This window comes from Citreicoccus inhibens, assembly GCF_019039035.1.
Classification (GTDB): Bacteria; Myxococcota; Myxococcia; order Myxococcales; family Myxococcaceae; genus Citreicoccus; species Citreicoccus inhibens.
Window position 1 is genome coordinate 73,994 of the sequence record NZ_JAHNZT010000016.1, and the last position, 26,599, is coordinate 100,592.

Here is a 26,599-nt window from a genome sequence, read left to right on the forward strand (position 1 = left end):
CGGACCCTAGCAGCGTTGCGCGGCTTGGTGGTAAGCCCGCAGCTCGCCATGGCGCGCATCCTCCTCGTCGACGACGAAAAGATCGCCCGGACGCTGTACGGCGACTACCTCACGGCCGCGCAGCACACCGTCACCGCCGTGGCCTCCGTGGCCGAGGCCAAAGCCGCTCTCGCCGCCGAGCGCTACGACGCGGTGGTGACCGACCTCATCCTCCTCGGCGGAGACGGCATGGAGGTGCTCCGCCACGTGCGCGAGCGCTACCCGGGCGTCGAGGTGGTCGTCATCACCGGCCTGGACAAGGTGGACCCCGCCGTGCGCGCCATCCAGAACGGCGCGGTGGAGTACCTGGTCAAGCCCGTGGCGCCGGAGGCACTCCAGCACGCCGTGCACCGCGCGCTCACCACGCGCGAGCTGATGCGCGAGAACGCCTCGCTTCGCCGACACGTGGCGCTCCTGGAGGCAGGGCAGCGCATCGCCACCACGCTGGATCGCGAGCGGCTGGCCCAGGTGACCCTCGGCGCGCTGGAGACGATGACCGAGGCCTCAGCGGTGCTGCTGCTGGAGCGCGACAGCCCGAGCGGCTTTCGGATCCACGGCGCGCGCGGCCTCTCATCGGACGCGCAGGAGGCGCTCGCCACCGCGCTGGCGGAGCGGCTCAGTGGCTCGCGCGCGCCGGGCGAGGTGACGGGACTGGAGGTGCCCGCCTCGCGCGTGTTCACCTTCCCTGCCCTGGAAGCAGACGTCGTGATGGGCCACGCGGTGCTCTTCTTCCACCGCGAGCCGCCCGACAGCCTCGCCGAGTCCGCCTGCTACCTCACGCGCAACTGGGCCCTGGCCCTGCGCAACCTGGGTCGCTTCGCCGCGGTGGAGGACCTGGCCTACGTCGACGACCTCACCCGCCTCTTCAACACCCGCTACCTGCACCTGGTGTTGGATCGCGAGGCGCATGACTCGCTCCAGATGCAGCGGCCCTTCAGCCTGCTGTTCCTCGACCTGGACCGCTTCAAGAGCATCAACGACACGCACGGCCACCTCGTGGGCTCCAAGCTGTTGGTGGAGGCGGCGCGGGTGGTGAAGGGCTGCGTGCGCGACCACGACGTGGTGGCGCGCTACGGTGGGGATGAGTACGTCGTGCTCCTGCGTGGCACGGACTCCGGAGGCGCGCTGAAGGTCGCCGAGCGCATCCGGCGCACCATGGAGACCCACCAGTTCCTCGCGCGCGAGGGCCTGTCGCTGAAGCTCACCACGTGCATCGGCGTGGCCAGCTTCCCCGAGCACGCGCGAGACAAGGCCATGCTGCTGGACCTGTCGGATCGCGCGATGTACCGGGGCAAGCGCGGCTCGCGAAACGTCGTCTACATCGCGGCGCAAGACCTGGAGGCGACGCCCGCCGAGCGTCGCCAGGGCGCCACCGGCTGAGCCTACGGGCGCAGGTTGCCCACGGTGAAGCGCTTGGGGAAGTTGGACTCCTCGGCGGGGGCCCCACCCTCCCCCACGGCTTCCACGGCCTCGTGGGACGCGCCCCTGGTGATGAGCTGATACTTGGCCGAGGCCTCGCGGTCATGCTGCGCCTGGGCCGGGTCCAACCGCGCGATGAGCTGCCAGAAGAGCGCCGCGTGCTCGCGCTCCTCATCCATCACGTGCTGGAGGATGGCCTTGGCCTCCGGGTTGTCCGTGGCATCCAGATGCGCCGCGTAGAGGTTGATGGCGTCCAGCTCCGCCTCGATGTTGAGTCGGATGGAGCGCGCCAGCTCCGAGTCCGTCAGCTTGCGAGGCGTCAGCGAGTGGAAGGGGTTCGTCTGCGGCATGAAGGGGGCCTCCCGGGGCCATCGATGCGGAGCCGTCCGCGCCCGAAGGCGGCGCTCGGCGTCCAAACCCGGAAAGCATCCGCGTGCCATGGGCACGGGTCAACGGATTCCCACCGGCTCGCGTTGCGCGGGAGCCACGGCCTCCGTCATGCTCGGGTCCATGGAGACACCCGCCTCGCTCGCTCAACTGCTCCAGGCCGTGGAGGCAGGAGACCTGCCCGCGGCCAGAGCGGCGGCCACGGCACTCCAGCGCGCGGGCGCGCAGACGACCCAACTGGCGGCGGAGGTCCTCCACGAGTTGCGCCAGCCCCTGCTGGGCGTCAAGGCGTACGCGCAGCTGCTCGCCGAGGAGGGGGCTCCGAGCGGACCGCTGCGCCTCCTGCTCGCGCAGGTCGAGCGCATGGAGCAGATCGTCTCCGACTTCACGCGGCTCGCCAGTGAGCGGCCCGCGCCCCAGCAGCTCCTGTCTCTGGCGGCCCCCATCTGGGCGGCGGCGAAGGTGTTCAGCGTCAACCCGGACTCGGCCCGCATCTCACTCGAAGTCGAGGCGCCCGAGGACATCACGCTCCAGGGAAACGCGCGCTTGGTGGAGCAGTTGACACTCAACCTGCTCAACAACGCCCGCGACGCCATGGCGGGCCGCGGGCGGGTGAAGGTGGTCCTCACGCGCGAGGGCGCCTCCCCCGTGCTGTACGTGGCGGACTGGGGCCCGGGCGTCCCGGAAGAGCTGCGCGAGCGCATCTTCGAGCCGTACGTCACCGCCAACAAACGGGGCACGGGCCTGGGCCTGGCCGTGTGCCGCCGCATCGCGCAGGAGCACCGCGCGCAGATTGGCCTCGCCTCACCGAGCCTGCTGCGCGACGTGCCCCCACCCGCCACGGTGTTCCGCGTGCTCTTTCCGCCCGTGGACGCGCCGCCCGCGCCGCGCCGCCGGCTCCTCGTGGTGGATGACGAGACCATCATCCGGCTCGTGTTCCGCGACCTGATGAGCAAGGAGTGCGAGGTCATCGAGGCGGCCAGCGGCGAGGAGGCCCTGGACCTGCTGCGCCAGGCGCCGGTGGACCTCATCGTCACGGACAAGAACCTGCCGGGACTCTCCGGCCTGGAGCTGGCGCAACAAGCGCGGCGGCTGCACTCGGGCTCGCGGGTCATCCTGATGACGGGCTACCCGTCGCTCGTGACGACGCAGCAGGCGCTGGAGCTGGGCGTGGTGGATTACCTGCTCAAGCCCTTCGATGACATCCGGCAGGTGCGCTCGCTCTTGCGCTCGGCCCTCACGACGCCGCCCGCCGCGCCGAGCGTGCCAGTGGGCACGGTGCGCCGGGTGGACGTGCTGGAGGACAACCCGGCCATGGCGCGGCAGCTCACCGAGGCGCTGGCGCTGGTGGGCCTGGAAGCGCGCGTGGTGCCCACCGCCGACGTGACACCGCTGGAGCCGCCCGTGGGCGTGGTGGTGAGCTGGGACTTCGCGCCAGCCTACGGCCGCAAGGCCCTGGAGCTGGCGCGCGCGCTGGGCCAGGGCGCGCCCTTCGTCGTGCTGGCCGAGCACCTCACCATGGAGACGGCGCTGGAGTCGCTGCGCGCCGGGGCGGCCGCGTGCCTGCCGAAGCTCTTGTCCGACACCTCGGCGCTGAGTCGCGAGTTGAGCCGAGCCTTCAAGAAGGAGGTCCCATGAGGTTCGCGCTCCTGTCCGCCTTGCTTCTGTGTGGTGCCTGCTCCAACAGCAAGCCTCCGCCGGAGGGAGAGGGACCGGACGCGAGCGTCCCCCGCGACGCGGGGACGGATGACGGAGGGTCCACCAAGGTCGATGGGGGCCCGGACAATCCCGACGCGGGCTGCGTGGCGACCTCACTGGTGCAGCCCACCTCCGTGGCACAGGGCCTCAACACGCCGCGCCGGCTCGCGCAGGACGCGACGGACCTGTACATCTCCGAGACGCACTCGCTGAACCCGACCAAGAGCGACGGCGTGGTGCTGCGCGCCTCCAAGGCGGGCGGCGCGCCCACCGTGTTCGCGCAGGGATTCAGCGTCCCGGACGCCCTCGCGGTGGACGCGACGTACGTCTACGTGCTGGACGCGATGGGCCTGTGGCGCGTGCACAAGGCCTCGGCCCAGAAGGGCGACCTGCCCATCGACGCGCGGCTGGGGACGACCATCGGCGCCACGTTGGGCGGCACGGACCTGCTGCTCACCACGCTCCAGGGGCGCGAGGTCATCGTGGTGGCCACCACGAGCCGCCTGCTCGTGCGGTTAGATCGCGACGGCCAGACGCGGCAGGTCCTCTTCGACGGCGGCGCGGGCTCACAGGTCCGCGGGGCCCGACTCGTGGGCACCGACGTGTGGTTCCTCGTCGCCGCGGGGACGAACCCCAACGCGGAGCAAGGGCTCTACCGCGTGCCGCTCGACGGCAGCGCCGCCGCCACGCGGGTGGATGACAACATCGTCGCGGGGACCTCGCTGGAGGTGTCTCCCGTGGGGCTCACGCCCACGCACCTGCTCATCACCGAGGGCGGTGGCGGCTCGGGCACCTTGAAGCGGTGGGCGCTGTCAGGCGGCAAGACGGAGGTGCTCGCCTCCGGCCTCCAGGGCCCCATGTTCCCGGTGGAGGTGGAGGGGTCGCTCTACTTCAAGGAGTCGAGCGCGGGCACGCCGGACTTCCTGCGCCGCGTGCACGCCTGCGCGCCCGGCGGCTCCGAGCCCGTGGGCCCGTCCGGCACCGGCCCCGGGGGACTGCTCGTGGACGGCTCGCGGCTCTACTTCACGTCCCAAGAGGCGGGCACGGGGGGCGCGGTCGGACGCGTCCCCTGACATGACACGGCCCCGAGCCCTTCCCGTGAGGAAGGAGCCCGGGGCCGCGAACGTCAGAGACGGGAGGACTGGCTCAGTAGTCCATGTCGTCGCCGCCGTAGTCCGGCATGCCGCCGGCCCCGGCTCCGCCGCCCTTGGCCTTCTTCTTGGGGCGGTCGGCGATCATCGCCTCGGTGGTCAGCAGCAGGGACGCCACGGACGCGGCGTTCTGCAGCGCGGTGCGGGACACCTTCGTCGGGTCGATGACGCCGGCCTTCTCCAGGTCCTCGTACACCTCGGTGCGGGCGTTGAAGCCGAACGCGCCCTGGCCGTCGATGACCTTGTTGATGACCACGGCGCCCTCGACGCCCGCGTTGCTGGCGATCTTCCGCAGCGGCTCGGTCAGCGCGCGGCGGATGATCTCCACGCCGAACGCCTGCTCACCACCCAGCTTGAGGTTGTCCAGCGCCTTGAGGCTGCGCAGGTACGCCACGCCACCGCCGGGGACGATGCCCTCCTCGACGGCCGCGCGGGTCGCGTGCAGCGCGTCCTCCACGCGGGCCTTCTTCTCCTTCATCTCCGTCTCGGTGGCCGCGCCGACGTTGATGACGGCCACGCCGCCCACGAGCTTCGCCATCCGCTCCTGGAGCTTCTCGCGGTCGTAGTCGCTCGTGGTCTGCTCGATCTGCGAGCGGATGAGCTTGATGCGGCCCTCGATGGCGGCCTTCTGGCCCGCACCGTCGACGATGGTGGTGTTGTCCTTGTCGATGGTGATGCGCTTGGCCCGGCCCAGGTCGTTGAGGGTCAGGTTCTCGTACTTGTGGCCCAGCTCCTCGCTGACCACCGTGCCGCCGGTCAGGACCGCCAGGTCCTCCAGCATGGCCTTGCGGCGATCACCGAAGCCCGGCGCCTTCACCGCGGCCACGTTCAGCACGCCGCGGATCTTGTTCACCACCAGGGTGGCCAGGGCCTCGCCCTCCACGTCCTCGGCGATGATGAGCAGCGGCTTGCCAGAGCGAGCCACCGCCTCGAGAACGGGGATCATGTCCTGCATCGACGAGACCTTCTTCTCGCTGATGAGCAGGTACGGGTCCTCGAGGACCACCTCCATGCGCTCGCGGTTCGTCACGAAGTACGGGGACACGTACCCGCGGTCGAACTGCATGCCCTCGACCACGTCGAGCGTCGTCTCGAGGCCCTTGGCCTCCTCGACGGTGATGACGCCCTCCTTGCCGACCTTCTCCATCGCGTCCGCGATGGTCTGGCCGATGGTCTCGTCACCGTTGGCGGAGATGGTACCCACCTGGGTGATGGCCTTCTTGTCGGACGTGGGCTTGGAGAGCTTCTTCAGCTCCGCCACCACGACCTCGACGGCCTTGTCGATGCCGCGCTTGAGGTCCATGGGGTTGTGCCCCGCGGCCACCAGCTTCAAGCCCTCCTCGTAGATGGCGCGCGCCAGCACCGTCGCGGTGGTGGTGCCGTCGCCAGCCTTGTCCGAGGTCTTGGACGCGACTTCCTTCACCATCTGCGCGCCCATGTTCTCGAACTTGTTCTCGAGGTCGATCTCCTTGGCGACCGTCACACCGTCCTTGGTGATCGTGGGCGAACCAAAGCTCTTCTCGATGACCACGTTCCGGCCCTTGGGCCCCAGCGTCACCGCGACCGCGTCCGACAGAACGCGAACGCCACGCAGGATGGCCTCACGGGCGGACTGGTGGAAGAAGATCTCCTTCGCTGCCATCGCAACCTCCTGGAATAATTAGGGGAATTCGTATTGACGACGATGACCGTTAGCACTCGGCCATGGCGAGCGCCAACATAAGGGCCCAACCCAGGTTGTCAACGGAAAGGGGCGCGGGTGTAACCCGGTGGACGCCTGGAACCTGGGTCCTGGGGGGTTACTCGGCGAAGCGCACGAGGTTGAGCAGCTGCCCCAGGTCCAACGGCTTCTGGAGGGTCATCGCCACGCCCTTGCGCAGGCCCCGGTCCGTGATGTCGGTGTCGGTGCTGGCCGTCATCAGGAGGACAGGCACGGGCTGGAAGCGCGGGTCCGCCTTCAGCATCTCCGTGAAGTGGATGCCGTCCAGGTGGGGCATCAGGTAGTCAGTGATGACCAAGCCCACGGAGTGGCGCTCGAGGATATCGAGTGCCTGCAGCGCATCGGCCGCCGAGTAGACCGTGTACCCATGCGTCTCCAGGAAGCGCGAGAGCACGGTGCACAGTTCGAGATCGTCATCGACGACAAGGATGTTCACGGGACGAGCGGCGGGGGGTCTCAGCCGGCGCGCAACGTAACAGCCGCTGCCGGCGTTGACAACGCGCAGCACGGCTTCTTAGCTCCTCGACGCATGGTGAAGCGCACAGCGAAGCGAGGGGGGGCGGTGGACGCGGGGGCCCGCCTGGAGGGCGTGGCGGATGCCTTCGAGGACGGAGACTTCGCCCAGGCGCTGCTCGGGGCCGAGGCCCTGTTGGCCCAGGAGCCAGACCTACCCGAGGCCCTCCACTACCGAGCCGCCAGCCTCGTGGAGTTGGGTCGCCTGGAGGACGCCGGCCGCGCCTACGGGCAAGCCCTGCGTGCGGCCCCGGACGACCTGGAAATCCTGCTGAGCGCGGCCGACTGCATGGTCTGCCGGGTGGGAGACGACCGCGAGGCCCTGGAGGAAGGGCTCACGCTGTGCGCTCGCGGACGGAAGCTGGCCCAGAAGGCCGATGACGTGGAGCTGCTCTACGAGTTCCTCCTCCTCGAGGGGATGGGGCTCAACCAGCTCGGAGAGTGCGAGCGCGCGCTGGCGAGCCTGGACGCGGCGCTCGGGCACATGCCGCGCTCGGTGGACGCGCAGTTGGAGCGCGGCATCGCGCTCTTCGAGTCCTGCCGCTTCCCCCACGCCCAGGAGTCCTTCGAGAGGGTCCTCAAGGAAATGCCAGACGAGCCGTGGGCCCACCACTACCTGGGGCTGATGGCCGAGCGCCGGGGCGACGCGAAGGAGGCGAAGAAGCGCTTCCAGCGGGCCCAGACGCTCGCCCCCGAGGAGTTCCCTCCACCGGTGGCGCTGGAGGAAGAGGCGTTCGATCGCGCGGTGGAGGACGCGGTGAAGGCGCTGCCCGCCCAGGTGAAGCAGTACCTGGATCACGTGACGCTGGCGGTGGAGGACCTGCCCTCGGACGAGGACCTGCTGGCGCAGCACCCGCCCTTGTCGCCGAGCATCCTCGGCGTGTTCCGAGGGACGCCCGTGGGTGAGCGCAACACGGTGATGGGCGGGTTCGATCCGTACCCGGCCTCCATCGTGCTGTACCAGAAGAACCTGGAGCGCTTCGCGCGCACGCGGGCCGAGCTGCTCGAGCAGATTGGCATCACCGTCATGCACGAGGTGGGTCACCTCATGGGCCTGGACGAGGACGACCTGTGGGAGCGAGGGCTGGACTAGCTGCCCCCTCCCCTGCCCTCATGCGGGGCATGAACGGACTGGCGAGAGGCGTCCTGGTGGCGGCCATGGCCTGGCTGTCGTCGTGCACGTTCGACGGGGAAGGCGGCAACGTGACGTGCGACCGCGTGACGGTGTTCGCGCGGCCCAGCGCCGGCGGTGGCTGTCAGAGCTTCGACAGGCCCTGCGACGTCCCCGGCGACTACGTGCAGTGCTGTGGCGGATTCCTGGGCGGCTGCCCGGGCCGCACGGACAACGCGAAGTGCGTGGATGATCCCACGGACTCGTGCAACCCGTCATCGGGCGGCGCGGACTGCCCCGGAATCTGTCACTGACTCCAGGGCACTTGCTCAGGCGGCGCGCTCGGAGGTGTCCTCGAAGTAGACGCGGCGCTCGCGCTTGCACTGCGCGCAGTGCCACTGCGCCAGGACGAGGCTCCGCTCGCCGAGCGAGATGACCTCGAAGCTCAAATCCGGGGAGCTTCCCGCGCCGCTCTTGCCGCAGGCGCAGCGCACGGTCTGCATGTACTCGCGGATCTGCCCCGCGCCCGACACGCGCAGGGGCGCCTGCGCGTTCTCGCCGGCCGAGGCCGTGAACTTGCGAGCGAAGGCGCGCCGCCGCCAGTACGAGCGGAAGTCGCGCCACAGTCGAAGCGGGGAACGGTTGATGAAGAACCAGACCGTCCCCGAGAACACGAGCGCCGCGAGCACGCCTTGCCAACCGAAGCGAATCGGCTCCGTGCCGGGCCGAGGCGCCCTGTAGACCTCTTCTCCCACGGAGACCTTGTAGCCAATCTGGTTCTCCACGCTGCGCACCGCGTCCAGGTGCTCCTTGAGCTTCGCGGGTTCCACGACAGCGCTCAGGCTGCGGTACTCGTAGTCCAGCGTGAGCCGAGGGCCATCCGCCTCGACGCCAAAGTCGACGCGGAAGGCGGGCCCCTCCACGGCGGAGTGCTCCGAGGAAATGGCGAGGACGTGCGGCGCCTCCACGACGATGCGGTGGTGCACATGAACGGGATGCGAAATCTCCAGCGGGTGGATCCGCTGGGTGATGGTCGGCTCCCACAACTGGGATGACACGATCGCGCCGGCGAACTCGTGGCTGGCCCCGTCCACCCAGAAGTTGTCGATGAGGTAGTGCTCGCGCGTGATGTAGACATCGCGGCTCGCGTCATCCTCCACCACGACGGGAGAGCCGAGCCGCAGGTTCGCGTGCCGCTTCGCTTGAGCGTTGAGGGAGGTGCGGGACAGCTCGGCCAGCGTCATGGACGCCATCGCCCGCCGCATCCGCACCGCATCCGGCCCCTTGAGAGTCCGGGTGATGCGCAGCTCGGCCGCGCCGTAACGCTTGGTCGCGCTGTAGTTCTCCTCCACGAACGTGCTGGGCTCATCCACCTTGGGCTGAGGAATCTCGACCAGCCCCGTCGTTTCAGGAGCCACGATCAGGGCCCGCGCAAACTCGGGAGGCTGATACGAGGCGAGGCTCCATCGCTCCTGCGACTGGGTGGGATCCACCCAGTAGTCGCGGCCACCGAGGCGCGCGCGCACGATGGCGTGGTTGAAGGCATACGCCGAGGCCTGCCAGTCATCAAGGTAGCGCTGGAGGGAGGTGTGCACCAGGGCGGCCTTCGCCTCGATGCCCAGGCCTTTCAGCAGCGTGACGAGCAACAGGGACTTGTCCTTGCAGTCGCCGAAGCGCTGCGCGAGGACATCATCGGGCGCGTGAGGCTGGTGCGAGTTCGGGCCCAGCTCGATGCCGAGATAGCGGATCTCATCCTGGACGAAGTGGAGCGCGGCGAGGAAGCGCGCCTCCTCGGTGGGCTCACGCGCCAGGCGTTGAATCTCCTCGTCGAGCGCCTTCGACTTCGCGGGCACCCTGAAGAGCGTGGAGGCCCAGCGCGCCACCTCCTGCCAGGAGGCGAACTCGCTCAACTGGAGCCACGGGTACATGGCGATGCCCACGGGGACGCGGTCTTCCGGAACCACGGCGGCGAGCTGCTGGCGCTCCCATACGAGCGTCCGGATGCCATTCGCGCGCGACTCCGTGAACTGGGTCTCGGAGGTGCCATGGGTGCGCATGGCGAGGGGCCGCGGCTCCGGCCAGAGCAGCACATAGCGCCAGTGGAGCACGGGGGTGTAGTGCGCCAGCGGAACCGCGGATTGGAATCGGCCCTCGAAGACGGGATTGGAGCCCTCGATGGTGTAGGCGTACTCGAGGGTGTCCCCGACGCGAACGTCGCGCAGCAGGGGGATGACGGAGAGGTCCCCGTTGTAGAGCTGGGAGTCGAGATCTTCTTCCTGCTGAAGCACCTTCACATCCGAGGTGCGGAGGATGTCCTCGCGATTGCCGTCGCGGCTGCGCCAGATGCCGTGCAGGGTCAGCGTCTGGTAGGCGGGATCGAACGAGATGCGGATGTCCGTGGCATCACGGATGCCACCCTGCGAGAGGATTCGCATCGCGCGGTGCATGAAGCGCTGCGCGGAGGGGCCCACCACCCGCTCCTGCTGTTCCCAGAGAAGCTCGACGGTCCCCGCGGAATCCGAGGCACTGCTGGGCGCGGCCGAGTCCGCGGGGAGCGGGAGCGGGGAGACCCAGCTTTCGGCGGGCCCCATGCGATACGGGCGCTCCGGAGACTTCGCGGGTGCGGCGCTCGAGAGCAGACAGAGCGCGACGGAGAAGACCAGGGTGGAGACGTAGGAGTTCAAGCAGAGGGAACGACAGCGCGGCGAGCGCGAAATAGAAGTCGCGCATCATGGGCCCGCGAGAATGGCGGATGCAACGCCACTCCGAGGCCGCCGAGGCCCGACTCCGCGAGAATCTCCAGAGGTCCACGGGTCTTCAGGGGACTTCAAGCCTGGGGTCCCCTAGGATTGAAAGCGGTAGAGCCTCCGGACCTGGTGGCCGGCTCGGTCTTCAAAACCGATGAGAGGCTGTGAGAGCAGTCTCTGGTGAGTTCGATTCTCATGCTCTACCGCCAACGTTCTTCTTGAGTGATTTCAAGTTCACGTGGCCAACGAGCCCCAACGTGAATGGTGTGCGCAGGCGCGCAGCCCAGACGCAGCGCGGCAATCTCATGGCAAGGCTTCCACTGAGATGTGACCGCTCAACGAAATAGACAGCCACAGCCACGGATAGCCCGGCCTCGGCGACCTTGGCTATAATCCGCACAACGCGTCGTGTCACGAAGTCTCATGCCAAGTGGAACCATGCTGAAACTCGACACCCTGACCCGCGAAGAGCTCCTAGGTGCAGGCATTGCCGAACTCGTCGCGGGCATCGTGGCTCGCCAGCCCGACGAATTCAACGAACGGCTTTCCTCGTGCGATCCATCCCACGCACGAGCTCTGCTCGAGACCTTCGAGAGAACGTTTGGGTGGACACCTCCGGACGAGTTCCAAACGTGGCTCGCCATCGAAGAGGCTCTGGGGGTCGAAGAAGGCAACGAAGGCTTCTGGGGTTCCGGCGACCGGTCATTGTTCCTCGACTTCTTCAACTCCGATACGCCCCAAGCCTCCGACGCGCTCCGGACGGGAAGCTATCTTCCACACAATGCAGAGGAACTACTCACCGGGCTGTTCAAACTGAGTGAGGACGCCGCAGGAGATCGAGTCCTCGCCAGTCTCCTCCCGGATGAACTGGGCCTGCTCAGCGTACACAAAGTCACGCACGGTCGCGGAGCCCTCGACAAACCCCAGAGCCTCAAGACGTTCCTGCTCACCACATGGGTCTCGGACGAGCGTCCCGATTCGGAGCAGGCACCGGGCGCAGTCGGAATCGCGCGGTACGAGGAACTCATGGCGCTGGCCGATTCAGTCGACTCAATACTGGAGACCCAACGCCAGCGTCCAGCACAGACAACACCGGACAGCAAGTCCCTCTACCATCGCGCACAGTGGCTCATTCGAATGACCTGGGGGCATTCGAATCCTCTTCTTGCGCAGCATCTCGCTCAAGCCCCGACAATGGCTGATTGGGCTTCGGAGCAGGCGGTTCTCCTGAGCATGCCTGTGCTCACAAATTATTGGATGCTCGCCCATTACTTCTTAGGAAACAGCACTGCTTGCACTCAAGCCATTGCAGCGGGAAGACAATCCCCGGGACTGCTCACGCGACGACTCGCGGAACAGATTGACGCCCTCCTCACCGCCCCCGAGGTCACGCACCTCGGCGACCTATCCCCGGCGAGGCTCTCCGAGCTTCGGCATCTCGCACGCGAGGCGGCAAGCCCGGCTCAACTCTCCAGCTAGACACCACACTCAAGACCTCAACCACACCAGAAGCAAATTGCCAGGGGGACAGACATGAGCAGCAAAGACCACCTTGTCGACTGGAAGGAGAATGAACACAAGACCAGCCCCACCACAACGGGATGCCTGTGGCGACATGTCGACTACGGAGCCAAGGACTTCCCACGTTGCAACTATCGGAAGAACGCTCACGACTACTCAAAGGCGGCGGAGAAGAACATCTACAACATTCCCAACTTCCGTTCACCAGAGCGCTGGGTCAACATTTGGTTGGATCGCCTCGGCCCAACCCTCACGAAGAGAGGAACCGCCGTTGCGAAATCTCATCCCTCTACGCCGGCGAGCGGCGCCTGGGACATTGACCGCGGCGACAATTTCACCGAATGGAAGACTCCGTACTGGCACAACACACATCACGTGATCGCGTGCGGTGAGATCCAGGAGGCATTTCCTGACGCTACCGAGCAGGCGATCATCCTGGCATCACGCTGGAACATCAACGAGATGCCCAATGTCATCATCTTGCCCAAACAGTACACGGTCGCGAGGATTCTGAAGCTCCCAACTCACGTCCCGCCCGATGGTCCCGCCGAGCACGCAGGATACAGCAGGGAGTTGGGGAAACGCCTCAACGAACTCAAGGCCAAGCTCGCCAAGAACAAGAACCAGACAGATCACAAGCTGACTGACGCAAACAAGGATGACTGCAGGAAGGAGCTCGAGAAAGCCTCGTCTGCCATCCGGCAATTCATCATTGACTCGGGCGAAAAGAACCCCGGCATCAATCTCGACAACCTAAAGCTCGACAGCATCAACTGGTAAGCAGCCATGGCTGAGTACTTCATCCTCACTGCGGAGCCCCTCCGTGATGGCTGCGTCATTGATCGCTTCCCCGAGGGCACCGACGATATCTGGCAGGCGACCGAGGGGGTACTCCTCGGAAGCTCCCTCACCCGCGAACCGCTCCGCCTCTCTATGTCCAAACGAATAGGAGGGAAAGCGATTTCTGACGCGATCGAAAACACGCTCGGATATCTCATCATCTCGGAGCGAGTACGAAACATACTCGAATCCTACGCAAACGCAGCCATTGAGTTCGTCCCCGTCCGGCTCATCAACCACAAAGGACGAGAGGAACCGCACAAGCTCTTCATCGCCAACATCCTACGAACTACGGATTGCGTGGACCGCGAAGCAAGCCTTTACGAAGAAAGCGCCCTTGCGCCCGGCCAGTTCACCCGTATCACCAAGCTTGTACTCGACCCCACCCGCATCGACCTGAGCGACGACATCTTCCGTATCGCCAGTCGTCCTCGCATCATCATCGTCACGACTCGCCTCGCCGCTGACTTGCGCGCAAGTGGTGCCGTCGGCCTCGACCTTCTTCCGTCCACCGCCATGGTGAACCTGTGACGGGACTCGACCTCGCAACGGAAACGCTGGAGATCTTCATCTCCATGCTCCTCGAGGGGCTGCCACCCGAGGGGAGCTTTCCTCCCGACGATGAGGGGCACCTGACGAACCTCTCCCTCTATTATCGCCTCCGTGCCATTGCACACTTCCTGCAGACCGGGGACACGACGAGCTATATTTCCGACCTCCATCGCTCGGGTCAGACTCGCCTCTACTATTTGAAAGGAAGCAGCACCAGCGAACGCTTCCATCGAACCTCACGCAACCGCGCCTTCTTTGATTGCATTGCCATCAACGACCTCAACACAGCAGAACTCCTTGCCGAATACTGTGACGAGCGCTGGGTCGCGAACCTGGAGTACGAGGACGACTTCTTGTTCATTCAATTTCTGCAAACGCGATTCCTGGCCCTTCATGGGCGACGCACACCGAGAGATTGTGACCTCGTCCTGAACCGACTCAGCCACGTCGTAGCCGCAACCGACAACCCTTATCTCAATCTTTGCCACGCACTGCAGGAGCGAAACTCCAACAACACGCAGAATGCCCTCCACCAGATTATAACTCGTCGGGCGGCGAACTATTCGCGGGCGGCAGAACTCGGAGACCTCCACTCGGTCTTCCTCCACACGGAGCGCTTCATCGACATTCAGGCCATTGCGATTGTCCGCATCGCGGCGGACCTAGGAATGCAGACGAGAACCTGGAACTTCCCACGCGTGCCGAGTGAACTCATTGAGCTGGCAAGTTCGCGGAACAGCTACCCTGGACTCACATCTTGGCGTCGTGGGGCTTGACAGTTCTCCGATATGTCTGCATTTCCAATCACCTTCTCCGGTCTTGGTCTCATCAGCTCGGTGGGCCTGTCATCCGAAGGGACATGTGCCGCCATCCGTGCGGACATCGTCCGGCCAAGTCCCATCGAGACCTTCCGTACCTGGGACATCGACTCACAGGACGAGGTCGCACTCACCGGGCACCCTGTCAGGGGATTCACCGACGGTTTCCAGGGCATCGGGCGCTGGTCTCGCCTGGGACGACTCGCACTCTCTGACATGCTTCGCCACAGCGGCATGCTCGAAGCCCGAGAGAGATTCGCACAAGCCTGTGGCTTCATTCTCTGCACGCCAGAGATTTCAGGGGACCGATTCCAGTTCGCGTCAGACGAGGTACGTCTGCTGGCTCTCCGCCTCATCGCAGCCGCCGGACTCCACATCTCCAGCACAGATACTGTCACCCTCTCCACGGGCATCAACTCGCCACTCCAGGCGCTGCAACTCATCCAGCAGAAGATTGCAGCTGGCGCCTGGCAGCGGGCGATCATCCTCGCGGTTGACAGTCTCACCGACGAGGCATCCCTCCAATGGCTTCACTCCGCCCATCGACTGAAAACCCCATCAAGCGCGATCGGAATCATGCCTGGGGAGGCAGGCGTCTGCCTTCTTGTTGAAGGGCCGAGGCGCCTGAGTCCACGCACTGAGGCAGTGCTGGAATCAGTTGCGATCCAGGAGCGAGCGGCGCCCAGGGCAACAGCCATTCAACAGGGGCTCGTTCTCTCGGCTGCCATCAACTCAGTCCTGGCCGAAAGCCAAGCCGCTCCTGTCGGCGATATTCTTGGCAATCTGAACGGTGAGGAGCGAAGAGCACTCGCCTGGGGTATGGCACGCGTACGTATTCCACCGCAGCGGCTGAGCAACACCGTGCGCGAGACCTGGCCCGCGACCTCACTGGGCGATACTGGAACTACCAGCGCGGCCATCTCGCTGTGCCTGGCCGCCCGCGCCTTCGTTCGAGGATACGCACGAACCGACGCCACCCTCATTTGGACCCTCGCGGATTCGGGAGCAGCAAGTGCCTGTGTTATTCGCAAGTGGTCGTAACACGGGACGCGCCTCGGACCAGTCAACTGTCCCTGGCGTCAACCCAAGGCGCGATAGACGCGATCGCAGAGGGTTGATCTTCCCTGGGGGTGAGCGAAGGACATCCCTCCCCGGAGAAGCTGCGACGGGCCATCGTGCGGGCCGTCCACGACGGGGCCTGTCGTATGCGCAGATTGCCCACCTGTTGGGAGTTGGCGAGGCGACGGTCAGCCGCGTCTTGCGGCTGGCTGTACCGCGAGACAGGAGACGTCGTGCCGCTGCATCGACCGGGCTTCTCACACAGAGAATTCCTTCGCCGCCTGCGAGCGCGACGCTCCGCCAAGCCTCTGGCGCAGGCGTGTCCTCGGCGCTCTTTTGGTAACCGTCCGGCGAGTGACGTGTGGAGAGCGGTTGAAGACGGATGGGTGCCGTGTTCGGCGAGCGCCGCGACCGGAAGGGTGTTCAGGGCGGAGGTAGGAGGTGCGCCTGGGGTGCCCGACCGACAAGCCCCGGATGGGATTCTCCTGGTGCTGCGCCCAGGGATGCAGAGGGGCGCGTTGAAGGCCACGGGCCTATGCCATCCGTCCTCCGCCTATAGACGCTTCCGGGAATGGTTGGCCGCGGGCGTCTTCCGCGAGTTCTGGCGCCAAGGGTTGATTGCCCATGACGGCCTGGCGGGGATTGATTGGCGCTAGCTGGCGCTGGACGGGACCCAGGGCAAAGCGCCGCTGGGCGGGGGAAAAACCGGCCCCAATCCCACCGACAGAGCGAGGCGGGGCACCGAGCGCAGTCTGCTGACAGACTCGCGCGGCGTCCCCCTCGGCCTCGTGGTCGCTGGAGCCAACACGAACGACTTCAAGCTGGCGCGCTCCACGCTTGAATCGATTCCCGTCCGAAGGCCCCTGCCAAGCCGGGGTCGTCGCCAGACGCTGTGTGTCGACCTGGGGTATGCCTTTAGGCCCGTGCGCGAGATGGCCCTGGAGTATGGCTTTACGCTCCGGCCCCCCAAACGACGCTCCCAGGTGAGGCCTCGGTGCACACAGCGTCGACGCCCTTCGCCGCGATGGGTCGTCGAGCGAACCCACCCCTGGCTCAACCGCTTCCGCCGTCTGCTGGTGCGCTGGGAGAAGCGAGAGGACACCTACGTTACGATGCGCCACTTCGCGCTGGGCATCATCACTTGGTTCCACTCGCTCCTACCGAAATAGGTGCTCAGGCTCGGCCAGGATACGTGGCGCGGGATCTCGATTCCGAAACCAGCTCAGAAAACCAAGCCCCAGGAAGGGACGTTCACCGAAGACGAGTTGCGTCGCGCTCGCGCGCGCCACGGACAAACTACGAGATGCCCCCACTGCAACAGATCTGGCGACATCGACGACCTCTTCGGATGGCGGAGGATGCGCCCAGAAGATTCCGAGATCGGTCCTCAGTCGTGGTGATTCAAATGCCGGTTCAAACAAGAGTGACCAATAAGCGTCATTCAGGAGGTGTCGGCCGTCCGCGCGCCGAGCTGCGAACGAAGAGTCCCGCGCCCCAGGCACGCCGTCAGCCCCCTTGAGTCAGGACACTCGTCCGGCGGCGGTGCGACCGCGCACCGTGAAGCCCGTACTCACTTCGCCGCGGGCCCCACGGCGCGGATACTCATGCTGTGACTCAGCCGCGGTGACTCACCACAGCTGCACGGGGACTGGCGTGAAGCCGGACTTGTTGTTCCCGACCTGACCGTAGAGGTTGTCACCCCAGGCCCAGACCGAGCCGTCCGACCGCAACGCCAGCGAGTGGTGGTAACCCGCGGACAGCGCCGTCACTCCCGCGACGCCAAAGACAGTCGCCGGCGCCAGCTGGTTGCCGCGCGTTCCGTCGCCCAATTGGTACCAACTGTTGGCGCCCCAGGCAGACACCGTGCCGCCCGCGTTCAGCGCCAGTGAATGGGTGTCTCCCGCCGCAAGCGCCTTCACGCCGCCAATCCCCACCACCTGCACGGGCGACAACCTCCGCGTCACCGTGCCGTCACCCACCTGGCCGTAGGTGTTCGTCCCCCACGCCCAGACCGTGCCGCCCGACTTCAGTGCCAACGAGTGCTGCGTGCCCGCCGACACCGCTGTCATTCCCGTGAGGAGCAGTCGAACCGGTGCCAACCGCTGGGTGGTCGTCCCATCTCCCAACTGACCATACGAATTGGAACCCCAGGCCCAGACCGTGCCGTCCGACTTCAACGCCAACGCGTGGTCCGCGCGGGCCGAGGTCGACACGGCCGACACTCCCGTCACGTTCAACACCTGAACCGGGACGGCGCTGCTGAGCCCCGAGCCATCTCCCATCTGCCCACTCGTGTTGAGCCCCCAGGCCCAGACCGTGCCGTCCAACTTCAGGGCCACCGAGAAGTCACGGCCCGCCGCCACGGCGGACACGCCGCTCAACCCCAACACCTGGACCGGAACGAGGCGCGGCGTCAGCGTCCCATCCCCCAACTGGCCCTGCGAGTTGTCTCCCCAAGCCCAGACCGTTCCGTCTGTCTTCAAGGCCAGCGTGTGGGTCGTGCCCGTGGACACCGCGCTGGCTCCCGTGAACGTGGGGACCTGCGTGGGCGACTCGCGTCGCGTCGTCGTCCCGTCGCCCAGTTGCCCCACCGTGTTGTATCCCGAGCCCCACACCGTGCCGTCCGCGAGCTGCACCAGCGAGTGATACATCCCCGCCGAGACGCGCTGCGCGCCGGTGAACAGCGTGGCCGAAGGGACCGTGCCATCAGACTCCGCGAAGGTTCCGTAGCGGAAGTCGTCGTGAAGGCCCCAGGCCCAGGCCGTGCCGTCCGTCTTCACCGCGGTCGCGTGGTAGCGCCCCGTCTTCAGGACGGCCACGTCCGCGAGGCTCGTGACTCGCGTGGGAGACAGCCGGACGCCAGGCAACTCGTTGCCCATCAGCCCATACTGATTGTACCCCCATGCCCAGACCGTTCCGTCTGTCTTCAGGGCCATCACATAGTGCTCGCCCGCATCCACGGAGACGATGCCCGAGAGGCCAGGGATCTGCGTGGGCGACGACCGCGAGGCCATCAGCTCATCCCCAATCCCGAGCACGCTGTTGTAGTTGTCTCCCCAAACCCAAACCGTGCCATCTGCTTTCAGGGCATAGGCGCTGGAATGCCCTGCCTTCACGAACACCACACCGGTGAGCCCCGGCACCTGCGCCGCCGTCGCGCGGTTCGTGGTCGAGCCGTTCCCCAATTGCCCCGAGGAATTGTCGCCCCAGGTCCACACGGTGCCGTCCGCGCGCAGCGCCATCCCGAACGCGTAGCCCGAGGAGACCGCCGTCGCCTGAGTGAGTCCCGCCACCCGCGTGGGCGACAGTCGCTGCGTGGTCGTCCCATCTCCAATCTGGCCCGAGCCGTTCGAGCCCCATGCCCACACCGTGCCGTCCGACTTCAACGCCAGCGAGTTCATGAAGCTGCCCGACAGCGCCACCACGCCCGAGAGCCCCGGGACTTGAATGGGCGTCAGCCGCCCCGTCGTCGTCCCATCTCCCAGTTGCCCGTAGGTGTTGTAGCCCCACACCCAAGCGGTGCCATCCGCGCGGCGGGCCATCGAGTGGTTGTCTCCTGCCTCCACCGCCGTCACGTTCGTGAGGCCCACCACCTGCCCGGGCGTGCGCCGATGCGTGGTCGTGCCATCACCCAACTCGCCCCCGAAGTTCGTGCCCCACGCCCACACCGTGCCATCCGACTTCAGCAGCAAGCTGTGCGACGACACCGAGAGCATGGACGGCGACAGCAGGCTCGCGCGGTGCGTGCCGAGCGCCCCCTGGCCTTCGGGCCCCACTCCGTTCGCGACGGCCTCGCTCCCGGAGGACCCACGCGATTCCGGGCCTCCACAGCCGAGCGCCGCCACCACCACGCACAACCGCCAGATGACTCCGAAGGCAGAGGATACAGCGTGCTTCCTTGCTCCCATGGACTCCCTCCTGGATGTGAGGAAGGCGACTTCGTAGATCAGCGACACCTCGGACCAAATGAATTTCTCGAATTTCAACTTATGCAGATATCAACGCAATGAGGTGGATTCAGGCGGATTGAACGAACGGCCCCGCCGTGGAAAGGGCCGCGCTCCATGGCGGAGGGCCCCGGAGAGGCGGAGGACGTGCCACTCGGGCCTACCTTGTTCCGGAGCGACGAAGCGCCTGATGGCTTGCACGCAGAGCGCGGATCCCGAAGAAGCGGTGCGTCAGCCCACGCGATCTGGCGTATGAAGCGCGCGCATGGTGCGGACCCTGGATGGAACCGAGCTGAGTCGAGTGATGCGGGCCGAGATGGCCCAGGATGTCGCGGCGCTCCAAGCCGCGGGGGTCACCCCTGGCCTCTCCGTGGTGTTGGTCGGTAACAACCCCGCCAGCCAGGCCTACGTGGCCAGCAAGACCCGAGCATGCGAGGCACTCGGCATGCGGGGGCAGACGCTGAACCTGCCCGAGGACGTCTCCAAGGATGAGCTGTTCGCGGTCATCGATCGCTTGAACCAGGACCCCACGGTCCACGGCATCCTCGTCCAGCTCCCCCTGCCCGCCCACCTGCCCTACAAGGCCGTCCTCGAGCACATCCGCCCCGAGAAGGACGTGGATGGCTTTCATCCGCTCAACGCGGGGCTCGCCTTCGTGGGCGACCCGCGCGCGTTCGTGCCGTGCACGCCCGCCGGCATCATGGAGATGCTCCGCCGCGAGAACGTCCCCACGCGCGGCAAGCACGTCGTCATCGTGGGCCGGAGCCTCATCGTCAGCAAGCCGCTCGCCTCGCTGCTCATGGCGCCGGGCCCGGACGCCACCGTCACCCTCACCCACCGGCATACGCCTGACCTCGCCACGTACACTCGGCAGGCGGACATCCTCATCGTCGCGGTGGGCAAGCAGAACCTCATCACCGCCGACATGGTGAAGCCCGGTGTCGTCGTCATCGACGTGGGCCAGAACCGCGTGCCCGATACGAGCTCGGATCGCGGATATCGCATGGTCGGTGACGTGGACTACGACGCCGTCCGACAGGTGGCCTCGGCCATCACGCCCGTGCCCGGCGGCGTGGGTCCCATGACGATCACCATGCTCCTGGCCAATACGATCCAGGCCGCGCGGCAGACTCACGCGAAGCAGGCCTGACCCAGACGAAGGCCACACTCCCGCGGGAGGCGGCGTGTCTCCCCGCCCCTCCCCTTCCGGCGCAGCTCCCAGAGCCGCTGGCGAGACGGGGTGCGACGAAACAGAACCTGGTGAGTCCGCGTACAACCCACGCGTGGCCCTCTCGCGCCCTGCGACCAGCCCGCGACGCCCAGATGACTCACACAACGCAGTAATGCGGATGCTGCGGCCTGCATGCCCGTCCTGTCTTGCCACTCAATCCCTCTCATCTCCGCGCCCCGCTTCGGCATCCCTGCTCCCGGGCGCTGCCTTTTCGCGCATTCACAGACACCCATCGCGCACCCACACCGTCACATCGCGGAGACACCCGGCTCAACCTTGACAACTCATGCTCCAAGCCGCCCAGAACGCCATCACTGTTTTCCATGAATTATTCGTTAGCCCCGCCAGCGACATTGGAGTACGCCAGGGCCGCTGTCTCACCTGGAGGGTGTTCATGAGCGCGAGGCGTCCCGCCGTATCGGAGGTATTGAGGTCCGTCTGGCTGTGGTCCGTGGTGATGGCGTGCGTGGGCTGCTCGGGCGAGGGGCCCGCGCCCACCGCCGAGCCCCTGGGTACGGCGGAGTCCGCCCTGGTGACGCGCGAGAGCGTGGCGCTGGGCATCGGGCATTCCGTGGTGGTGAAGGCGGACGGCACGGTGTGGGCGTGGGGCGACAACGTCTCCGCGCAGTTGGGCGATGGGTCGTACACCAGTCGCGTGACGCCCGCGCAGGTGCCAGGGCTCACCCAGGTCACCGCGGTCGCGGCGGGCAACCTGCACAACCTGGCGCGCAAGGCGAACGGGACGGTGTGGGTCTGGGGCACGAACAACTACGGCCAGCTCGGAGATGGAACCATCACCGTGCGATGGCTGCCCATCCAGGTGCCGGGCCTGACCAACGTGGCGACGGTGGCGGCCGGTTACTGGCACTCGCTGGCGTTGAAGTCGGACGGCAGTGTGTGGGCCTGGGGTGACAACTCCCTGGGCCAGTTGGGAGATGGGACGACGACTGCGCGTCGCTCACCCGTCCAGGTGTCGGGGCTGAGCAACGTGGTGGCCGTGGCCGCGGGCTATGGGCACTCGCTCGCGCTGAAGGCGGATGGCACCGTGTGGGCCTGGGGTGACAACACCGATGGACAGGTGGGCGATGGCACGCTCACCCAGCGGCTGACGCCCCGGCAGGTGCCCGGACTCACGGGTGTGTCCCTCATCACGGCGGGCTACCGGTTCTCGTTGGCCGTGAAGTCGGATGGCTCCGCGTGGACGTGGGGCGACAACGCCGCGGGACAGCTCGGTGATGGCACGACGACGGATCGCACCTCGCCCACGCTCGTGCCGGGCCTCACCCAGGTGACGGGCCTCTCCGCGGGTGACGACTACTCACTGGCTCTGAAGTCGGACGGCACCGTGTGGGGCTGGGGCGCCAACGGACAGGGGCAGCTGGGCGATGGCACGACGACCCAGCGGCTGACGCCCACGCAGTCGCCGGGCCTCACCGGCGTCGCGGTGGTGACGGCGGGCAACTTCCACTCGCTGGCGCTGAAGACGGATGGCACCGCCTGGGCCTGGGGCCGCAAGGATACGAACCAGTTCGGTGACGGCACGCCGTCCCGCTTCCTCTCTCCCACGGCCTTCCCGCTCACGGGGGTGGCGTCCATCGCCCTGGGCAACCAGCATGCGCTCGCCCTGAAGACGGACCACACCGTCTGGGCCTCGGGTGAGAACCGATGGGGACAACTCGGAGAGGGGAGCAACGCGCGGCGCCTGACCATGACGCAGGTCTCGGGGCTCACGGATGTGCAGACGGTGATTGCCGGTGACAGCCACTCGCTCGCGCTGAAGACAGACGGCACGGTGTGGGCCTGGGGGCGCAATGACTACGGACAGCTCGGCGACGGCACCACCACGTCGCGCTCCGTGGCCGCGCCGGTGCCGGGCCTCACGGGCGTGAAGGCGGTCGTGGCGGGCACGCACCATTCGCTGGCGCTGAAGCTGGATGGCACGGTCTGGGGCTGGGGACGCAACGACCTGGGGCAGATTGGCGATGGAACGGGCACCCAGCACCTGACGCCCACCCTCCTGCCTGGACTGGCGGGCGTTTCGTCGCTCGCGTCGGGCGCGCACCACGCGCTCGCGCTCCTCATGGACGGTACGATCTGGGGCTGGGGCTACAACGCCTATGGCCAGGTGGGCGATACGACGACCACGAACAAGCTGGGGCCGACGAAGCTGACGAGCTTCGGGACCACGCCGGGCGTGACGGCGCTGGCCGCTGGCGCGGAGCACTCGCTGGCGCTGAAGGCGAACGGCACCCTCTGGGCCTGGGGCTACAACATGTATGGCCAGATTGGCGACAACACGACCACCCGGCGCGCGCTGCCCGTGCAGGTGCAGAACCTGACCGGCGTGACGGCGATGTCCGTGGCCTCCATCGGGCGCTACGCACTCGCCATGACGGGGGACGGCACGTACTGGGGCTGGGGCAACAACGCCTCCGGGCAGATTGGCGATGGCGGAAATGGCAGTCGCCTGGTGCCCAGCCACGTCCTGTACTTCGCGGATGTGACGAGCGTGTTCGCCGGGAATCAGAACTCGGTGGTGATGACCTCGGATGGCCGGGCCTGGTTCATGGGTGACAACTTCTACGGCCAGCTCGGCAACGGCCGCGCCGGCTACGAGATGACACCCGTCCAGGTGTGGTGAGACTCATTGCAATGGGATTGGCGATGATTGGATTCTCTTTGTATTCTCTCCACGGGGGTCCAACGCCATGAATCCAGAGCAAATCCTCGCCAGCCTGACTCAGTATGTCGCGCATGAGATTCTCGAAGACGCCGCCGAGGATCTCACGTCCACCACGCCACTGCTCGAGTTGGGAGTCCTCAACTCCTTGGAGACCGCGCGCATGATGGCTTTCGTCGAGAAGCAGTTCGGCATCACCGTGCCCGCGGATGCGATGAGGGTCGAGAACCTCCAGACCCTCGCCGCAATCACAGACATGGTGTGCGCGTGCGCGCGGGTGCGCACGCCCTGATACTTCAGGGAGGACTCCCCCACTCCGTCAGGGGGAGTCCTTCTGAAGTCCCAGCAGCGCCTGGACTTGCTCGTCCGAGAGCTGCTCCAGCATTTCGAGCTGTCCCGCCAGCGCATCCGCGTCCTCCGCCAGTGCCCCGACGAGCGTGTCCGCCACTCGGGGCGCGGGCGGTGCGGGCTGCTCGAACCAGTAGCGGCTGCGCTGGAAGCAGCTCGTGGGGAGCACGACCTTGTCGCGGCGCTGCTCGCGATAGAGGTCCTTCCAGGAGACCTCCGCGCCGAGCGCCACCAGCCCTCCCAGACAGGCCATGAGCGCCGCCCGGCCGTCCTGGCCTCCTCGCATGGGGAAGACGTTGGGCGGGTCGGAAACCAAGCGGAGCCGCGCCGCGAGGGGCGCCCAGCCCGTGCCAGTCCCCAGCTCCACGCCGCCGCTCAGCTCCTGTCGGCGCAGCTCCTCCACGACGGGGGTGAGCCGCGCCAGGGCTCCGGCTCGCGCGACCCAGGAGGGGCCGACGAGGAACGAACTCCAGGGCGCGCGGGGATGATCCGCGCCGTTCGCGCGTGCGGCCGCGAAGAGTGCCTCACGCGCCGCGCCCCAGACCTCCGGGCTCCAGGCGTGCGAGGACTCACGCAGCTCGAACGACGCGCCTCGGCTGCGCAGGTCGGCCGCGAGCGCATCGACTTGCGCGCGCTCACCCGAGAAGTGGCCTCGGCCGTCCACGGACACGCCCACCCAACTGACGTCGGGATGCAGGGCCAACGTGGCCTCGTGCGACTCGAAGGCTTCGAGCGTCAGCATCGCTCCCGGCGCGGAGCGCTCCAGGCGTTCGGCCAGGGCCGCGACGTGGCGCATCCCGTCCTCCCACGACATCGCGCCGGCCGCGCACGCTGCCGCGAACTCCCCCGCGCCGATGCCCGCGAGGCATGCGGGCGTGATGCCCCAGTCCTTCCAGAGGCGCACGAGGCCGGCCTGCAACGCGAACAGTCCAGGCAGGGCGACTCGCGGAGGAAGCGTTGCGGAGTCCTCGCCCCTCGCGGCGAGCAGCGCGTCGAGGAGGGGCCGCCCCAGCGCGCTCTCGCAGCGCTTCACGGCCTCGCGGAAGGATGGTTCGGACTCCAGGAGCGCGCTGCCCCACTCCAGCCCCTCCCCGTTCGCGCCCCCGAAGAGGAAGAGGAGCCGAGGGCGTTGCCTGCCGGTGCCTGCCCATCTCCCCGCGCCAGCCTCGGTGCCGTCGATGAAGGCCGCGAGACTCCGTCGGGCCTCGGCGGCATTCGAGGCCACCAGCGCGAGTCGATGGCTGAACGTCACGCGCCCGGTGTTCGCGGTGAAGCAGACGTTCGCGAACGGGGCGGGCGAGGCATCGTCCGGGGACAGGTGCGTCACGTACCGCTGCGCCAGCTCGCGCAGCGCGGGGGCCGTCCTCGCCGACAACGTGAGGAGCTGCGTCGCGGGAAGCTCCGCCGACGGCTCGCCTTCCAGGGTGGGAGCCTCTTCGATGAGCACGTGCGCGTTGGCGCCGTTGAAGCCGAACGCGGTCACCCCAGCGATGCGCCGCTGCGCACCCCGCGTCCAGGGCGTGGCGCTCCGGGTGACGCTCACGGGCAGCTCGCTCCAGCGGATGTTGGGGTTGGGCGTCTCCAGGTTGAGGTGCGCGGGGAGTCGCTCGTGCTGGAGCGCGAGCACGACCTTGATGATGCCCGCGACGCCCGCCGCGCCCTCGGTGTGACCGATGTTGGTCTTCACCGAGCCGACGAGCACGGGGTTGTCGCGCGTGCGCCCAGGGCCGAAGACGCGACCGAGCGCCTCCATCTCGATGGGGTCGCCAATGGCCGTCCCGGTTCCGTGCGCCTCCAGGTAGCTCACCTGGGCGGGCTCGACTCCGCCGGCCTGGAGCGCGGCCCGCATCACCTTGGCCAGCGCGGTTCCGTTGGGGACCGTGAGGCCGCTGGACTGGCCGCTGTGGTTCGTCGCGGAGCCTCGGACGAGCGCGAGGATGGGGTCGCCATCCGCCAGCGCGTCCGAGAGCCGCTTGAGGACGAGCATCCCGCAGCCTTCGCCCCGGACGAAGCCATCCGCCCCCGCGTCGAACGTGCTGCATCGGCCCTTCACGGAGAGCATCCGCATCGCGCAGTTCACCACGGAGGTGAGCGGCGAGAGGACCAGGCTGATGCCACCCGCCAGCGCGAGGTCGCACTCGCGCGTGCGCAGGCTCTGACACGCGAGGTGCACGCTGACCAAGGAGGACGAGCAGGCCGCGTCCACCGCGAGCGTCGGGCCTTGGAGCCCGAGGATGTACGCGAGCCGCCCCGCCGCGACGCTCAGCCCGGAGCCCGAGGCGGTGTGCAGATCAATCTGCGTCGCGTCCTTCATCAGGTGCGAGAAGTCCTCGTTCATCATCCCGACGAAGACGCCGGTGGAGCTTCCCTTCAGGTCGGTCGCGGACAGGCCCGCGCGCTCCAGCGCCTCCCAGGAGACCTCCAGGAGCAACCGCTGATGCGGATCCATCCGCGCGGCCTCGCGGGGCGAGATGCCGAAGAACTGCGGGTCAAAGTCCTCCACGCCTTGGATGAACGAGCCGTGGCGGGTGTACATCTTCCCAGGCGTGCCCGGCGTGGGGTCGTAGTACGCGTCCAGGTCCCAGCGCGACGCGGGGATGGTCGAGATGGCGTCGCGACCCTGGTCGAGCAGCTCCCAGAAGGACTCGGGGGTGTCCGCTCCGCCGGGGAAGCGCAAGCCCATGCCGATGATGGCGATGGGCTCGCTCAGCGCGAGGGCCAGCTTGGGTTGGAGCTTGCGCGCCGCCAGCGCCAGCTTGAGCGGCGGCAACTCGGAGATGCGAGGCGAGGAATCCGTCGTCATGGGTGTCTTTCGAGG

The 26,599-nt window shown here is 67.2% G+C and carries 19 protein-coding genes, 1 tRNA gene and 1 pseudogene; 15 read left to right on the forward strand and 6 right to left on the reverse strand.

The genetic code is table 11. From position 1 onward, the window contains the following. Positions 1 to 48 precede the first annotated feature (48 nt). Positions 49 to 1,419 carry a GGDEF domain-containing protein gene (locus KRR26_RS19815; RefSeq protein WP_120209866.1) on the forward strand — a complete coding sequence of 457 codons (1,371 nt, stop codon included), beginning with the start codon at positions 49 to 51 and terminating at the stop codon, positions 1,417 to 1,419. Positions 1,420 to 1,421: 2 nt separating this feature from the next. On the opposite strand, the gene KRR26_RS19820 is transcribed toward KRR26_RS19815, so the two are convergent. After that, positions 1,422 to 1,808 (reverse strand): demethoxyubiquinone hydroxylase family protein, encoded by a 387-nt coding sequence (locus KRR26_RS19820; RefSeq protein ID WP_120209748.1) that lies wholly within the window; start codon positions 1,806 to 1,808, stop codon positions 1,422 to 1,424. 160 nt (positions 1,809 to 1,968) lie between these two features. On the opposite strand from KRR26_RS19820, the gene sinK reads away from it, so the two are divergent. Beyond that, positions 1,969 to 3,483, forward strand: coding sequence for a hybrid histidine protein kinase/response regulator SinK (gene sinK, locus KRR26_RS19825; protein WP_158611567.1), 1,515 nt, complete (start codon positions 1,969 to 1,971; stop codon positions 3,481 to 3,483). After that, positions 3,480 to 4,616: a signal integration modulator SinM gene (gene sinM, locus KRR26_RS19830; protein ID WP_120209749.1), complete on the forward strand. Its 1,137-nt coding sequence runs from the start codon at positions 3,480 to 3,482 to the stop codon at positions 4,614 to 4,616. The genes sinK and sinM overlap by 4 nt, the downstream gene beginning before the upstream one ends. Positions 4,617 to 4,689: 73 nt before the next feature. On the opposite strand, the gene groL is transcribed toward sinM, so the two are convergent. Both groL and KRR26_RS19840 read right to left on the reverse strand, forming a co-directional pair. Beyond that, the gene (gene groL / locus KRR26_RS19835; RefSeq protein ID WP_120209750.1) at positions 4,690 to 6,336 is read right to left on the reverse strand and encodes a chaperonin GroEL; all 1,647 of its coding nucleotides are present in this window, start codon (positions 6,334 to 6,336) and stop codon (positions 4,690 to 4,692) included. A gap of 157 nt (positions 6,337 to 6,493) precedes the next feature. Next, entirely contained in the window at positions 6,494 to 6,850 is a 357-nt protein-coding gene (locus KRR26_RS19840; protein ID WP_120209751.1) for a response regulator, read from the reverse strand. A 93-nt stretch (positions 6,851 to 6,943) separates the two neighbouring features. Here KRR26_RS19840 and KRR26_RS19845 point away from each other — a divergent pair, with 93 nt between their 5' ends. Both KRR26_RS19845 and KRR26_RS19850 read left to right on the forward strand, forming a co-directional pair. Beyond that, a complete protein-coding gene (locus tag KRR26_RS19845; protein ID WP_120209752.1) occupies positions 6,944 to 8,020 on the forward strand; it encodes a metallopeptidase family protein in 1,077 nt (358 codons plus the stop codon). 65 nt (positions 8,021 to 8,085) lie between these two features. Continuing rightward, positions 8,086 to 8,352 (forward strand): hypothetical protein, encoded by a 267-nt coding sequence (locus tag KRR26_RS19850; RefSeq protein ID WP_233577420.1) that lies wholly within the window; start codon positions 8,086 to 8,088, stop codon positions 8,350 to 8,352. A gap of 15 nt (positions 8,353 to 8,367) precedes the next feature. Here KRR26_RS19850 and KRR26_RS19855 read toward each other — a convergent pair whose 3' ends face one another. Continuing rightward, complete coding sequence (locus KRR26_RS19855) at positions 8,368 to 10,722, reverse strand: DUF3857 domain-containing transglutaminase family protein (protein WP_120209753.1); 2,355 nt, start codon at positions 10,720 to 10,722, stop codon at positions 8,368 to 8,370. Between the two features lie 173 nt (positions 10,723 to 10,895). Between KRR26_RS19855 and KRR26_RS19860 the strand changes: the two genes are divergently transcribed. The 7 genes and pseudogenes from KRR26_RS19860 (at position 10,896) to KRR26_RS19895 (ending at position 16,744) form a co-directional block, all read left to right on the forward strand. Further along, positions 10,896 to 10,994: transfer RNA gene (locus tag KRR26_RS19860), tRNA-Sec, on the forward strand. Positions 10,995 to 11,223: 229 nt separating this feature from the next. Next, positions 11,224 to 12,264, forward strand: a complete 1,041-nt coding sequence (locus KRR26_RS19865; RefSeq protein ID WP_217080550.1) for a hypothetical protein — start codon at positions 11,224 to 11,226, stop codon at positions 12,262 to 12,264. Positions 12,265 to 12,318: 54 nt separating this feature from the next. Continuing rightward, positions 12,319 to 13,086 carry an AHH domain-containing protein gene (locus KRR26_RS19870; RefSeq protein ID WP_217080551.1) on the forward strand — a complete coding sequence of 256 codons (768 nt, stop codon included), beginning with the start codon at positions 12,319 to 12,321 and terminating at the stop codon, positions 13,084 to 13,086. A gap of 6 nt (positions 13,087 to 13,092) precedes the next feature. Beyond that, on the forward strand, positions 13,093 to 13,677 hold the full coding sequence (locus tag KRR26_RS19875) for an imm11 family protein (protein WP_217080552.1): 585 nt from the start codon (positions 13,093 to 13,095) through the stop codon (positions 13,675 to 13,677). Continuing rightward, positions 13,674 to 14,474 carry an immunity 49 family protein gene (locus KRR26_RS19880; protein WP_217080553.1) on the forward strand — a complete coding sequence of 267 codons (801 nt, stop codon included), beginning with the start codon at positions 13,674 to 13,676 and terminating at the stop codon, positions 14,472 to 14,474. Before KRR26_RS19875 ends, KRR26_RS19880 begins: the two co-directional genes overlap by 4 nt. A 12-nt stretch (positions 14,475 to 14,486) precedes the next feature. Continuing rightward, positions 14,487 to 15,557 carry a hypothetical protein gene (locus tag KRR26_RS19885; RefSeq protein ID WP_217080554.1) on the forward strand — a complete coding sequence of 357 codons (1,071 nt, stop codon included), beginning with the start codon at positions 14,487 to 14,489 and terminating at the stop codon, positions 15,555 to 15,557. A gap of 164 nt (positions 15,558 to 15,721) precedes the next feature. Continuing rightward, a pseudogene (locus tag KRR26_RS19895) lies at positions 15,722 to 16,744 on the forward strand (IS5 family transposase). A 459-nt stretch (positions 16,745 to 17,203) separates the two neighbouring features. On the opposite strand, the gene KRR26_RS19900 reads toward KRR26_RS19895, so the two are convergent. Beyond that, the gene (locus KRR26_RS19900; protein WP_236068850.1) at positions 17,204 to 19,483 is read right to left on the reverse strand and encodes an RCC1 domain-containing protein; all 2,280 of its coding nucleotides are present in this window, start codon (positions 19,481 to 19,483) and stop codon (positions 17,204 to 17,206) included. A gap of 304 nt (positions 19,484 to 19,787) precedes the next feature. Between KRR26_RS19900 and folD the strand changes: the two genes are divergently transcribed. The 3 genes from folD (at position 19,788) to KRR26_RS19915 (ending at position 23,725) form a co-directional block, all read left to right on the forward strand. Further along, a complete protein-coding gene (gene folD / locus KRR26_RS19905; RefSeq protein ID WP_120209755.1) occupies positions 19,788 to 20,672 on the forward strand; it encodes a bifunctional methylenetetrahydrofolate dehydrogenase/methenyltetrahydrofolate cyclohydrolase FolD in 885 nt (294 codons plus the stop codon). A 475-nt stretch (positions 20,673 to 21,147) separates the two neighbouring features. Further along, positions 21,148 to 23,394 carry an RCC1 domain-containing protein gene (locus KRR26_RS19910; RefSeq protein ID WP_233577422.1) on the forward strand — a complete coding sequence of 749 codons (2,247 nt, stop codon included), beginning with the start codon at positions 21,148 to 21,150 and terminating at the stop codon, positions 23,392 to 23,394. A gap of 67 nt (positions 23,395 to 23,461) precedes the next feature. Next, entirely contained in the window at positions 23,462 to 23,725 is a 264-nt protein-coding gene (locus KRR26_RS19915) for an acyl carrier protein (protein ID WP_120209757.1), read from the forward strand. A 27-nt stretch (positions 23,726 to 23,752) separates the two neighbouring features. Here the strand turns inward: KRR26_RS19915 and KRR26_RS19920 are convergent, their stop codons facing one another. Continuing rightward, complete coding sequence (locus KRR26_RS19920) at positions 23,753 to 26,584, reverse strand: type I polyketide synthase (RefSeq protein WP_217080556.1); 2,832 nt, start codon at positions 26,582 to 26,584, stop codon at positions 23,753 to 23,755. Positions 26,585 to 26,599: the final 15 nt, after the last annotated feature.

Coding starts and splice junctions, on each gene's coding strand:
- KRR26_RS19850 (WP_233577420.1), top strand. CDS start 8,086: ATGGCCTGGCTGTCGTCGTGCACGTTCGACGGGGAAGGCGGCAACGTG.
- KRR26_RS19920 (WP_217080556.1), bottom strand. CDS start 26,584: ATGACGACGGATTCCTCGCCTCGCATCTCCGAGTTGCCGCCGCTCAAG.
- folD (WP_120209755.1), top strand. CDS start 19,788: ATGGTGCGGACCCTGGATGGAACCGAGCTGAGTCGAGTGATGCGGGCC.
- groL (WP_120209750.1), bottom strand. CDS start 6,336: ATGGCAGCGAAGGAGATCTTCTTCCACCAGTCCGCCCGTGAGGCCATC.
- KRR26_RS19875 (WP_217080552.1), top strand. CDS start 13,093: ATGGCTGAGTACTTCATCCTCACTGCGGAGCCCCTCCGTGATGGCTGC.
- KRR26_RS19885 (WP_217080554.1), top strand. CDS start 14,487: ATGTCTGCATTTCCAATCACCTTCTCCGGTCTTGGTCTCATCAGCTCG.
- sinM (WP_120209749.1), top strand. CDS start 3,480: ATGAGGTTCGCGCTCCTGTCCGCCTTGCTTCTGTGTGGTGCCTGCTCC.
- sinK (WP_158611567.1), top strand. CDS start 1,969: ATGGAGACACCCGCCTCGCTCGCTCAACTGCTCCAGGCCGTGGAGGCA.
- KRR26_RS19900 (WP_236068850.1), bottom strand. CDS start 19,483: ATGGGAGCAAGGAAGCACGCTGTATCCTCTGCCTTCGGAGTCATCTGG.
- KRR26_RS19820 (WP_120209748.1), bottom strand. CDS start 1,808: ATGCCGCAGACGAACCCCTTCCACTCGCTGACGCCTCGCAAGCTGACG.
- KRR26_RS19865 (WP_217080550.1), top strand. CDS start 11,224: ATGCTGAAACTCGACACCCTGACCCGCGAAGAGCTCCTAGGTGCAGGC.
- KRR26_RS19845 (WP_120209752.1), top strand. CDS start 6,944: ATGGTGAAGCGCACAGCGAAGCGAGGGGGGGCGGTGGACGCGGGGGCC.
- KRR26_RS19910 (WP_233577422.1), top strand. CDS start 21,148: ATGAGCGCGAGGCGTCCCGCCGTATCGGAGGTATTGAGGTCCGTCTGG.
- KRR26_RS19915 (WP_120209757.1), top strand. CDS start 23,462: ATGAATCCAGAGCAAATCCTCGCCAGCCTGACTCAGTATGTCGCGCAT.
- KRR26_RS19870 (WP_217080551.1), top strand. CDS start 12,319: ATGAGCAGCAAAGACCACCTTGTCGACTGGAAGGAGAATGAACACAAG.
- KRR26_RS19815 (WP_120209866.1), top strand. CDS start 49: ATGGCGCGCATCCTCCTCGTCGACGACGAAAAGATCGCCCGGACGCTG.